General features: G+C 57.0%; 11 protein-coding genes. 9 read left to right on the top strand and 2 right to left on the bottom strand.

Annotated features, from left to right (window positions below):
- Positions 1-85 precede the first annotated feature (85 nt).
- Positions 86-1,381 carry an FAD-dependent oxidoreductase gene (locus MUY35_RS01230; RefSeq protein ID WP_248363231.1) on the bottom strand — a complete coding sequence of 432 codons (1,296 nt, stop codon included), beginning with the start codon at positions 1,379-1,381 and terminating at the stop codon, positions 86-88.
- 281 nt (positions 1,382-1,662) lie between these two features.
- Between MUY35_RS01230 and MUY35_RS01225 the strand changes: the two genes are divergently transcribed.
- The 9 genes from MUY35_RS01225 (at position 1,663) to MUY35_RS01185 (ending at position 11,309) form a co-directional block, all read left to right on the top strand.
- A complete protein-coding gene (locus MUY35_RS01225) occupies positions 1,663-2,556 on the top strand; it encodes a helix-turn-helix domain-containing protein (RefSeq protein ID WP_248363229.1) in 894 nt (297 codons plus the stop codon).
- A gap of 352 nt (positions 2,557-2,908) precedes the next feature.
- Positions 2,909-3,955 (top strand): Hint domain-containing protein, encoded by a 1,047-nt coding sequence (locus MUY35_RS01220; protein ID WP_248363227.1) that lies wholly within the window; start codon positions 2,909-2,911, stop codon positions 3,953-3,955.
- 381 nt (positions 3,956-4,336) lie between these two features.
- Positions 4,337-4,813 (top strand): hypothetical protein, encoded by a 477-nt coding sequence (locus MUY35_RS01215; RefSeq protein WP_248363225.1) that lies wholly within the window; start codon positions 4,337-4,339, stop codon positions 4,811-4,813.
- A gap of 595 nt (positions 4,814-5,408) precedes the next feature.
- Entirely contained in the window at positions 5,409-5,915 is a 507-nt protein-coding gene (locus MUY35_RS01210; protein WP_248363223.1) for a hydrolase, read from the top strand.
- Positions 5,916-5,948: 33 nt separating this feature from the next.
- Positions 5,949-6,329: a hypothetical protein gene (locus tag MUY35_RS01205; RefSeq protein WP_248363221.1), complete on the top strand. Its 381-nt coding sequence runs from the start codon at positions 5,949-5,951 to the stop codon at positions 6,327-6,329.
- A 71-nt stretch (positions 6,330-6,400) separates the two neighbouring features.
- Positions 6,401-7,429 carry a BMP family ABC transporter substrate-binding protein gene (locus MUY35_RS01200; protein WP_248363219.1) on the top strand — a complete coding sequence of 343 codons (1,029 nt, stop codon included), beginning with the start codon at positions 6,401-6,403 and terminating at the stop codon, positions 7,427-7,429.
- 9 nt (positions 7,430-7,438) lie between these two features.
- A complete protein-coding gene (locus MUY35_RS01195; RefSeq protein WP_248363217.1) occupies positions 7,439-8,950 on the top strand; it encodes an ABC transporter ATP-binding protein in 1,512 nt (503 codons plus the stop codon).
- Positions 8,947-10,071, top strand: a complete 1,125-nt coding sequence (locus MUY35_RS01190) for an ABC transporter permease (protein ID WP_248363215.1) — start codon at positions 8,947-8,949, stop codon at positions 10,069-10,071. The genes MUY35_RS01195 and MUY35_RS01190 overlap by 4 nt, the downstream gene beginning before the upstream one ends.
- The gene (locus MUY35_RS01185) at positions 10,068-11,309 is read left to right on the top strand and encodes an ABC transporter permease (RefSeq protein ID WP_248363213.1); all 1,242 of its coding nucleotides are present in this window, start codon (positions 10,068-10,070) and stop codon (positions 11,307-11,309) included. Before MUY35_RS01190 ends, MUY35_RS01185 begins: the two co-directional genes overlap by 4 nt.
- Before the next feature lie 68 nt (positions 11,310-11,377).
- Here the strand turns inward: MUY35_RS01185 and MUY35_RS01180 are convergent, their stop codons facing one another.
- A complete protein-coding gene (locus tag MUY35_RS01180) occupies positions 11,378-12,049 on the bottom strand; it encodes a DUF6639 family protein (RefSeq protein ID WP_248363211.1) in 672 nt (223 codons plus the stop codon).
- Positions 12,050-12,051 lie beyond the last annotated feature (2 nt).

Raw genomic sequence — 12,051 nt, 5'->3', positions numbered from 1 at the left:
TGGTTGAAGCAAAACCGGTTTTGCGGATCGTATTTGGTCTTGATCGCGACAAGCCGTTCATAGTTAGCACCGAAACTGGCCCGCGTCAGCGCCGCATTGTCCTCACCATGGCCCGGAAATTAAGGTAGGCGCGGCCATGATGGCCAAATCGTTCGGAGTTGGACCAGCCTTCGCGTGACCAGGAAATGTTTGCGTCATCGTCACGACGATCGGTCCAAACGCCATCCAGCGAATACATCCACCCCATCGACCTGTCGCCAAAGGCGGTGGCGTCCGCCGCGACTTTGGCGGTTGCCCCGCCGAAATTCCAAAGAGATGACAGCGAGTTGTCCGACGGCGCCGCCAAGGCGTTGGCCATGGCCAGATCAATCATCTCGTCAGAAAGGTCGGTCAGATAGCGCGCCTTCCAGTAACAGCGAAACTCTCTGGCGGGTATGAGCGTGTCAAACAGCTGCTGAACGTCGCAGTAGTTCATCCGCCCGGAGAAATCTGTGACCAGTTTTCCAAGCTCACTGAGCGGCTTGAGAAGCGCTTCACCTTCGGCCACATCACCGTTGTAAATGCAGGCCAAAGTGTAAACCCGCTTGCCCCAATACTCCTCTGGGAAATCTTCGCCACCTGCCGTGGAAAATTCGCACAAAGACCCGACAAAGTCGCCGTGTTTAGCAAGGAAGTCGCGCCAGGCTCGAATGGGTGCGGGGCCATCTTCAACAGCATAGATCGGGGCTGCGAACATGACTTCCGGGCCGATGGGGTGAAGTGCGAATTCGAATCCGACCACGACACCGAAATTGCCACCCCCACCTTGCAGGGCCCAAAGCAATTCGGGGTTTTCCTCTGCGCTGGTATGGATCAGCGTCCCGTCAGCAGTGACAACGTCGGCGGCCAAAAGGTTGTCGATTGCCAAACCGTGCTGGGCCCGCAGCCAACCAATGCCGCCCGAAAGCGTCAATCCTGCTACCCCAGTATCGGAGATCAATCCGCCGGGGGTCGCAAGCCCATGAACCTGAGTGGCAGCGTCCACATCGCGCCAGAGCGCGCCGCCTTCTACCTTTGCCACCCGTGCCGATGCATCAACCGTCACGCCGCGCATGAGCGAAAGGTCGATCATCACGCCGCCGTCACAGACCGCATGACCCGCAACATTGTGCCCGCCGCCACGAATGGCAATGGGCAGGTCACGGGCAACCGCTAGCCTGATCGCGACCTGCACATCGCTGGCAGTTTTGCATTGAGCGATCAGCGCAGGGCGGCGATCTATCATCGCATTCCAGACCCCGCGCGCATCGTCAAATCGCGCATCTTCCGGACCGAACATCTCGCCACGAAAATCAAGCGAAAGCCTATCCAGCGTGTTTGTGAAGTCATCCATCTTGGGCATCCCTTTTTCCAATTTCGCATCACGCTAACCCAACACTCAAGCCTGGCAGAGTGGCATTGAGGCCAAGCACGAGGCATACTGGACAAGTGGCCAAGGCAAATTTGCCAATACCGTGCCGAATTGGACAAGGAGCAGCCATGACCCAACCCAAGAAGCCTCAGATCGTGCTGCTTGCCGCGCCAGAATCATCAGCGTCGGTTCTCTATGGGTTGTTTGATATCTTGCAATCCGCAGGCGCAGTTCGCTGTGACATGATCCCCGGATTGCCGGGTGATGAACTGTTGGACATCAAGATCGCGTCGGCAGACGGAAAACCGTTTCATTGTATCGGCCATATCCCGGTTGAACCGCATATGCCGGTCGACAATCAGGCGACACCTGATGCCGTTGTTGTTTGCGACATGTATACGTCGATCTACGATGTACCGAAGGACCGATACCCCCGAGAAAGCGCCTGGTTACGAAAGATGCACGCGGACGGGGCTATGCTTACGTCCGTCTGTTCAGGATCGCTCCTTCTCGCGGAAGCAGGGCTTTTGGACGGGAAAGAGGCGACGGCGCATTGGGCGTATCGTGATATGTTTCAACGCCATTTTCCGGAAGTCGCTTTTTGCAGTGAATCGATCATGTGTTTGACGGCCGAAGCAGACCGCATTGTGACGGTCGGTGGGGTCACCGCGTGGCATGATTTGGCGATCTACCTGATCGCCAGGTTCTGCGGATACCGGCAAGCGATCGAAACCGCGAAAGTCTTTTTGATCAGCGGCCACTCTGACGGCCAGTCACCTTATTCGGTCATGACGCGCCCTATGGAAATCTCGGATGCGCAAATCTCCGATTGCCAGGTTTGGATCGCTGACAATTACGCCCTCGCTAAGCCGGTCGAACAGATGGTTGCGCGATCCGGCCTGAACCCTCGTACTTTTTCGCGTCGGTTCCGGTCGGCAACTGGCTTTGCGCCCATAGAATATGTGCAGGCGCTCAGGATCGAAGAAGCCAAGCAGATGCTTGAAATGGATGTGCATTCCATAGACGATGTCGGCGGTTCAGTTGGGTATGAAGACCCAGCTTCATTCCGCCGGGTATTTAAACGGGGCGTCGGTCTTTCACCCGCTGCGTATCGAAAGAAATTCCAGCGTATCTCACAAATTGCCAAACCGAGTGCGATGAGATGACACTGAGAACTGCTGTGCTGTCAGGATTGATTTTGTTTTGATACAAAAGAAACGATCAAGATCGTCATTGGCGCAATTGCGGCCAATCCACCCTTCGTCCGGCCAACCAATGATTGCATCGTTCACAATTGCCGAGAGCAACAATGGATCGCAACTGGCAAGATTGTGCACAGTAACGGCCTGAAAAGACCGGCGACTTCAAAGCCCTGCTGAAATCTGTTAGGCGGCAATAGCTTTCGTTGACGTATATGCGTCAGCGAAATAACAGTGCAACCCTCATGGATTGCGTTGCGCGGACAGCATGTGTTCGGCGGCGTCAATCTGAATTGAGGTAAATCGTTGGGAACAAGGTATGGCTATCAGAAGTTTTTTTGCGATCGACTCCGCCAGTCTTGTGGTCACGTCAAGTTCGAACACGTCGATTGTCGGCAATTCCGTCATCAACAATTCGGATACGCCGAACGGCACTATCTTTTCCTATAGCGGCGGCGGCGGCACGACCGTGGAGCTTGACGATACGAGTCGCCGCAGCAGATTCGATGATGACAGAGAACAGGACCACGTCATCACGGATGGCGGTGGCATCGTCGCGAACGGGACCGAAGTCGAGGCGGAATCACTCATTGAACTGCGTGCGCTCGACGGCTCGGGCAATCCGACAGGTCCAACGATCACGATCACGGTGTTTTCGCAGAATGGCACCACATCGGATGTCTGGGGTTTTGGTAGTGATACCAAGCTTGAGCCGGGCACGTCCTATATCAAGACGGGCGGCAATAATATCGGCACTACGCGCTACAGTGATTTTGTCGCCTGCTTTGGCCCCGGAACTCCGATTGCGACGCCCTGCGGCGAGATCCCGGTGGAACAACTGAGCCGAGGTCAGGCGGTCTGGTCCAGAGATGGCGGTGACCATCGCGTTCGTTGGATTGCGACGACCGAGGTGCCGGGCACAGGGTCCTTCGCCCCGGTCGTGTTCGAACCCGGTGCGATTGGCAACACGCGGGAGTTGGTCGTGTCGCAGCAGCATCGCATCTTTTTTGAAAACGCCCATTCCGAACTGTTGTTCGGCACCCCCGAGATATTGGTCCCGGCCAAACACTTGTGCGGGTTGCCGGGTGTTTCGATCCAGGAACGGGACCGTATTCGCTATACCCATTTCATGTGTGACCAGCATATTGTCGTGCAATCTGCCGGCGCCCTCTCCGAGAGTTTCTTCTTGGCCGACCACGCCGTGAATGCGCTTGATCAAGGACCGCGACAGGAACTGTTGGATCTCTTTCCGTCGCTCGCCAAAGAGATGGCGAGTTTCGGCCCTACGGTCGCCCCAACCTTGAAAGCCCATGAAGCGGCAGTGTTCCGATCCTGTCTGCGGCAAAGCGACTATCTACCACTATAAGCCGTTTCTGATCGACGCTCTTGGGACACATCCTCCCTGAACGAGATAGGTCACGATTCTGCTGGCTACTCCTCCCGGAGTCAGGCCAACATGCTGGCGCCCAAGGGCAGGGGTAACGCGCTTATAGGTCGGAAAATGCCCTGCCACTGGACGAGCATCCGGCATCGCCTTCCGGTACCCCCAGATCCTCAAACATTTCATTTGATTTGCGCTAAAGGTTCAAGCAGCACGACGTGTTTATCCTCTGGGCCCTAGGTCCGAAACACCCGATTTGGGATTCTATCGCTAACGGCACTGCTTGCGGCGTCGGAAGAGACGCCGGTCACTGGCGGGGAAATGCAGGTTTTCGACCAAGTAATGCAACATGAAAGGTGGCATTGATTGAGTTCGGCCCGTCGCCAAAAAGTCCCTGAAATTCTGCTTTTACAAGATGCACATGCAATCGTCGCCGCCAATCTGCCAATCTCTGGCCCGCAAGACGCAATTCCCAATATTGCAGTGGGTGCAAATTTGATTTCCAGTATCCCTTTGCGTTCCGATCAAAATCGAAGCGTCAGGATCGCCTTGGTAACGTCTATCGCTGATCTGTATCCTAATGGTTGGATCGAAGGCGTTCGCCCTGACTTGCTCGAAAATCATCCCGTTGACCCAGACTGCGCAAGGCGGATTGCTAACTTGCACCTTCGCAGAGCGTGGCACTTCTTGAACTTGTTGCGGTGGTTGATTGTAACGCACTTGCTGACCGCCATGCTGCTGACTGACGAACATTTGGCAACTCGTCTGAAAACCCTCTCAAGCATGCTGTCTGATGCGGAACAGCGCGATGTCGCGCCTATTCGAGATGCGGTTGCGATGTGATTGAGATGTGCAAAGTCCGCGACTCCTGTGCCAGCATTTGTGCCAAGCAGAGGGATCGGACTCACACGGGGAAGGGCTTCCTTGAAGCACACCTGTCGGGCCTGCCCATCCAAGGTTGAGTCCTGACCGAAAGCAGGCGCGCAATATCACGCATGGAGAATATGAGAGGTCAGCACCGATGGGACAGTTTAGGGCAGTTTGATAAGAGAGGGTTTTGGCTCATCGTAACAACCAAGGAGTGAAGATGAGACAGAAGTCCTGAACACGGAAGAACCACGGCGAGAAGATCGTGAAGGACATTCGCCGTGCGACGCGTAAGCAATATTCAGCGGAAGAGAAGATCAGGATCGTGCTGGACGGCCAGAACATTGCAGCAGTATTTCGTCGATACTCGAGCCAATGTAGCGATAGAAGGCGCAATGCGTGCCAGCGCCACATTGCCGGATGCGGGGGTATCCCGGCAAAGGTCTGGCCGGTCCTGCTCTGCGACCCGGATATTCGCGAGTTATTCGGTGACAGTGATTGAGGTAAATCAATCGCAGCCTCTGCGTCACCGTTAGGCTGAACACCACACAAACCAATCACGGTGTTTGCCATGGATACCAATCTTCTGCCTGCAATGGATATGTCGACTAACACGACGGGCTGCTGCCCCAAGTTCAATCCCGAAGGGTGGGATGGGCGCCAGTTGCATTTCGAGGACAAGCCGTTCGTGCGGGCCACAACCCGCAGTCTGCTGCATGTGCCGATCAACATGGGCACCGTTTTTACGAGGGTTCAGGAGCATATTGAAGATGCCGGTGCGCAGAATCCCACAGGCTATCTGGTGCTCAGCCGTGATTTGTCGTCGACAGAAGCCGAGCATTTATTTGCTGTGACGCGTGATGTTCCTGACGAAGAGATGACGACGCTGACCGGAGACTTCATCACCCGTGTGTTTGAAGGCCCATATCGTCATGCCAAGGAATGGCACCATGTGATGGAAACGGCTGCCGAGGCCGCGGGGCAAACCGCGAAACGCATCTTTATGTTCTATACGACTTGTCCGAAATGCGCCCGCGCTTACGGCAAAAACTACGTCATCGGTGTCGCCGAGATTTGATGGAATTTTCCTACAACAATGGAGCTTGTGGACATGAAAGACCCGGAACTAGACATCCTTATTGACGAGCTGGAAGGACGCGAGGCCATGACGGTCGCGGACTTCGACGCCGTAGTTCATGCGCTTGAATTTCTGCTGCCCGGAAAGACGGCCGATGGATTGACATCGCAGGTCATCGGCACGACCGATGGTGCGATACATGTCGCCGACGAGGCCTATCCGAATTGGGTCGTTCATATCCGCGGACGCGCCAATGATCGTAACGGACACTGGCGCTGTACACTGCGCGAGGGCGATGCTCGCGACAATGATGCGGCCATCGGCATGGGGCGGTCTCCGGTTCTGGCTCAGGCCATACTGGCGGCTTTGCTGCGCCTTTCAATGATACTGAAAAAGGACGAGCGCGGCGATTGATCTTCCTCAAAGGTCGCCAGTTCAACTGCCATAGGATGCACACCAATACAGCGCCGAAAAGGAGATGCGCCATGAGTTATTCAGGATCGAAACTAAGACACATCGCCGTCGTCGCGGCCCTTGCGTTGGTGATGGCCAGCCCGGCCGTGGCATTTACCGCTTGTCAGGTCACCGACACTGGCGGCATTGACGACAACAGCTTTAACCAGACTGCGTGGAAGGGTGTTCAGGATGCCCAGAAGGAATTCGGGATCGATGCCCGGTTTCTGGAATCCCAGGCCGAGACCGACTATGATGCCAACATCAACTCGCTGATCGACGGCGATTGCGATGTGATTATCACCGTCGGTTTCTTGTTGGGTGACGCGACTGAGAAGGCTGCCAAAGCCAATCCTGAACAGCCTTTCTCGATCGTTGATTTCGCCTATGAACCGACCATCCCGAATGTACTGGGGCAGATATATGCCACCGATCAGGCGGCGTTTCTGGCCGGGTATCTGGCGGCCGGGATGACCAAGACCAAGATACTTGGCACGTTCGGTGGCATCAATATTCCGCCTGTGACCATCTTCATGGACGGGTTTGTCAAAGGTGTTAACCACTGGAACGCCGAGAAAGGCGACACCGTCAGCGTCTTGGGATGGGACATCGAAACGCGCGAAGGGCTTTTCACCAACAACTTTGACAACCTTGATGACGGCCGCGCCTTTGCGCAGAACCTCTATGACGAAGGGGCGGACATCGTGCTTCCGGTTGCCGGACCTGTCGGCCTTGGCTCGGCTACGCTGGCGGATGAACTTGGCATCGACAAGCTGAAAATCATCGGTGTTGATGCCGACCTTTTTTTCACCGATACCGAGCGCCAGCATGTCTATCTGACCTCTATTACCAAGCGGATGGACGCGACCGTTGCCCAAGTGATTGAGGACACCATGAAAGGTGAGTTCGAAGGTGGGCTGCTGGTTGGCACGCTGGAAAATGGCGGCGTAGATCTGGCGCCCTTCCATGACATGGAGGCCCTTGTGCCCGACGATCTGAAAGCCGAACTGGCGGCGATCCGGGCGGCAATCATCGACGGCAGCATTTCCGTGTCTGAATAGGCCAGAGCGATGCGGGTCGAGCTGAAAAATATCACCAAAAGGTTCGGCCCGGTTGTCGCAAACAAGGGCGTTGATCTGACCATTGAGCCCGGCGAAGTGCTTGGGCTTCTGGGCGAAAACGGTGCAGGAAAATCAACATTGATGAACGTGCTTTGCGGCCTTTATGAGCCGACAGAGGGCGAGATTTTCATTGACGGGAAATCGGTGCGCTTTGGCGGTCCCGGCGATGCGATCCGGGCGGGCATTGGCATGGTGCATCAGCATTTCATGCTGGTGCCGGTTTTTTCTGTGGCGGAAAACGTCGTGCTGGGTGTGGAACCCGTCGGCCATCTGGATCGGCTTGATCTGGCCGCTGCACGCGATGAAGTGCGCCGGTTAAGCGAGGAATACGGTCTGACGGTCGATCCGGATGCGATCATCGAAACACTGCCCGTCGGCGTGCAACAGCGTGTTGAGATCATCAAGGTGCTGTTTCGTGCCGCCGATGTGCTGATCCTAGATGAGCCGACCGCCGTTCTGACCCCGCAAGAGGTCGACGAGTTCTTCCAGATCATCAGGTCACTTTGCGAAGCGGGCAAGGCGATTGTCTTCATCACGCACAAGCTGAACGAGATCCTTGAAATCTCGGACCGGATCAGCGTCATTCGGCGCGGCGAGATTGTTGGCAGCGGTGACCCCAAAACGCTGACCAGACCGGATTTGGCCGAGATGATGGTCGGACATCCGGTGGATTTCGAGGTGAAACGCGCGCCCTTTGCGCCGCGCGATGTGATCCTTGATGTCGCCGATCTGACCGTGCTGCAAGACAATGGTTCGGTGGCTGTCGACAATCTTTCGCTAAAGATCAGAAGCGGCGAGGTTGTGGGAATTGCGGGTGTGCAGGGCAATGGCCAATCAGCCCTGATCGAGGTACTTGCGGGATTGCGCCGCCCCGTAGCGGGCAATGTGCTGTTCGATGGCAAAGATATTACCCAAGCCAGCCCCCGGGCGCGTCACCGAATGGGCATCGCACATATCCCCGAAGACCGTCAGCGCGCCGGGTTGATCGGAAACTTCACCGTGGCCGAGAACATGGTGCTTGATAACTATTACGGCCCACCGTTTTCGACCGGGGCCGGAATCGACTGGCCGCGCGTCCATACCGAGGCGGCGCGAGTGGCCGAGCAATATGATGTGCGCACCCCTTCGGTTTATGTACCTGCGGCGCATTTGTCAGGTGGCAATCAGCAAAAGCTGGTCGTCGCGCGGGAATTGTCGCGGGACACGCGGTTGGTGATTGCCGGGCAGCCGACGCGGGGGCTGGATGTCGGCTCGATTGCGTTCATTCACGCCCAGTTGATGGCAGCGCGCGATGAAGGTGACGGGCTACTGATTGTTTCGTCCGAGCTGGACGAAATCATGGCGGTATCGGACCGTATTCTGGTGATGTTCAAGGGCCGGATCGTGGCGGAATACACGCCACACGAGGGTCCGGTTGACAAGGCGGTCATCGGGTTGGCCATGGCAGGAGCGGCGGCATGACCAAGGCTATGGAACGGGCGGTGAGCGGCAAGCTTCTGGGTCGAAGTCAATTGGAAGATCTGGTGGTCGTACCGGTTTTCGCCTTTGTTGCCGCGTTGGTTCTGGGCGCGCTGGTGATGGCAGCCACGGGTGTTGATCTGGCGACGATCGGCACGTCTTATGTGGCGTTGGTGCGGGGGTCGGTCGGGTCTATCAACGCCGTGTCGGAAACGCTGACCGCTGCTGCTCCGCTGGTTCTGGCTGGGTTGGGCCTGGCGCTTGGGTTTCGAGCAGGTTTGTTCAACATCGGCGCCGAGGGACAAGTCATCATGGGCGGGTTGGCTGCCGTGGTGGCTGGTGTCGCGTTAGGAGACATGCCTGCCATCATCGCATTGCCCGGCGCGGTGCTTGCCGGCGCGCTGGCGGGGGCTTTCTATGCCAGTATCGCCGGGTGGCTGCGGGCGGTGACGGGCGCGCATGAGGTGATTTCGACCATCATGCTGAACCTGATCTCTTACCGCTTGTTGGACTATCTGTTGCGGACGCCCTTGATCCAAAAGGAGGGCCGTGCCGATCCGATCTCGAAGGCCGTGCCGGATTCCGCAGAACTGCCGCAGCTTCTGGCGTTTCTCGATCCGAACCTCAGGGTGCACGCGGGCATTTTCCTGACGCTTGCCATGGTCGCACTTGCCTATTGGCTCTTGTTTCGCAGCAAGCTGGGGTTCGAATTTCGCGCCAGTGGCGAAAACGCCGTGGCGGCCCGGTTCGCGGGTATGAATGCGAGCCTGACCATTATCCTGGCAATGGCCATCGCGGGTGCCATGGCTGGGCTGGCCGGGGCCAATCAGGTGCTCGGCGTTCTGGACCGCGCGACACCAGGATTTTCAGCCGGGATTGGCTTTAACGCAATTGCCGTCGCCCTGATGGGCCGGTCGCATCCGGTTGGCGTGCTTTTTGCTGGCGTTCTCTTTGGCGCATTGGAAGCGGGAGGCCGTCAAATGCAGGTGGACGCAGGCGTCAGCATTGATTTGATCGCGATCATCCAGTCCCTGATCATCGTTTTCATCGCGGCGCCGCTTCTGGTGCGGGCGATTTTCCCTTGGGGATTTCGCAGGGAACGGACGGGGGAGGGCGGATCATGAGCGCACTTTTGGACAAAGCCCGTCTGCGTCAAACACGGATCACCGGAGGCATATTGATCGCATTGGGCGTGATGATGGCCGTCTTTCTGGCACCTAACGCGCCGGGCGTAGCCACGTTCCGCCTGTCACGCCCCACGGATGTCTGGCCGGTGCCGAACCTGCTCGTTCCGGGTGGGCCCTTCATTTACGTGGTGTCGGCCTTGCTGGTGTTCCTTGGTGTGCGCCAGTTCCTGCGCGGGGCTGCAAAGTGGAGCGCGCTGACGCTGGGGATCGGTCTGGCCATTGCCGTCGCGGCGTTTCTTGTCTGGGCCACAGCAGGTAAATCCTTTTCGCTGACCGGCATGTTGCAGGCGAGCCTTGTGCGCGCAGTGCCAATCGCGCTTGGCGGTCTGGCAGGCGTTTTGTCCGAGCGTGTCGCGGTCGTGAACATCGGCATCGAGGGGATGTTGCTGGCGGGGGCCTTCACTGGCGCTTTGGTCGGCTCGCTTGCGGGTGGAGTCGCCGGTCTGGTCGCTGCGGTAGCCGTTGGCGGGTTGTTCGGGTTCGTGCTGGCCGCGCTTGTGGTGACCTACCGAATGGATCAAATCATCGCGGGGGTGTTCATCAACCTCTTTGTGCTGGGATTGACCAGTTACATCTCAAGCCAAGTGTTTCAAGAATACCGCGCGCTGAACAATGCACCCGTCTTCCGGGCCATCAGCGTGCCTTACCTCAGCGATCTGCCGGTGATCGGGCCGGTGTTCTTCAACCAGAACATCTTTGTCTATGGTGCGTTTATACTGGCGGGGCTGGCAACTTATTACCTGTTCCACACCCGACTTGGTTTGCGCGCCCGGGCTGTCGGGGAACACCCGCGCGCTGCCGATACGTTAGGCATCAACGTCTATCGCACGCGCTATATCAACGTGACGGTGGCGGGCATGGTCGCGGGATTTGGCGGGGCCTGGTTCACGCTTGGATCCGTCGGGCGGTTTGACGAAGGGATGACCGGCGGGCGCGGCTTTATCGGGCTGGCCGCGATGATTTTTGGGCGTTGGCATCCGATAGGGGCTTTACTGGCGGCATTGGTTTTCGGATTTGCCGATTCACTGCAACAGAAGTTGGCCCTTTTGGGCACACCGATCCCGTCAGAGTTTCTGGCGATGGCCCCTTATGTCGCCACGATCGTCGTGGTGGCTGGCGTTGTCGGCCGCGCGCGTGCGCCTGCGGCGGACGGCAAGCCCTATGTGAAAGAATGAACCAAGCCGAGGCAGCCATTGGAACCTGTGACCAATAGTATGGCGCTGTCTTGCGCGGGCTATGGCCGCTATTGGTCAAAGAACACCTGTCCAGCCATGATCTGCTGCATATATTCACATGGATCATTTCTGTCCTGAAAATGAAGCCAGACAAGCGTTGCAAAATGGCTGGGCGACAGGAAGAGCATGGTTTCCGAAATCGAGTCGTCGCTCGGCTTACTTCGAAGCGTCACTGTTTGGCCGAAGAGTGATCGTTGATCCTTGGGCAGCGACAAAACCTGCATGGCAAAACTGGCATACTCGCTTGTCACGATGCAATTGAAGAACGGGCATTCGACCTTATCATAGGCGGCGTGGGTCAATTCGTGCACAAGAATGCTGTCCCAATAGGCATCGTCTGAAATCAGTTTGAAGGCACCTTCCTTGTTACGGGCGAAGCTCATGCCCTGAGGAGAAAGGATCTCAATCCGATTTTCGCCGCAATGATAGAGGCCGAGACAGGAGGTGTACTGCTCATCGAACGTCTTGACGATTTGGATTTCGATTTCGACGGTTCGGCGTAAGGCGACCCCGCAACTTTCCAGGAACATTCGTGCGCCAGATGCGACCTTGCAAGTGCGGGCGCGCAAGGTTGCGTCGCCGCCCGTGACCTGCAAAAGCGGGTCGGGGCAGTTAAGGGTCTCGGCTGGAAGCTGGCCTGCGAAGCAAAGTGATACCACGATGTTTCGCAGGACATCCATTT

Source organism: Aliiroseovarius sp. S1339 (assembly GCF_023195695.1).
Lineage (GTDB): Bacteria > Pseudomonadota > Alphaproteobacteria > Rhodobacterales > Rhodobacteraceae > Aliiroseovarius.
This window is presented reverse-complemented; position numbering and strand designations above follow the sequence as displayed.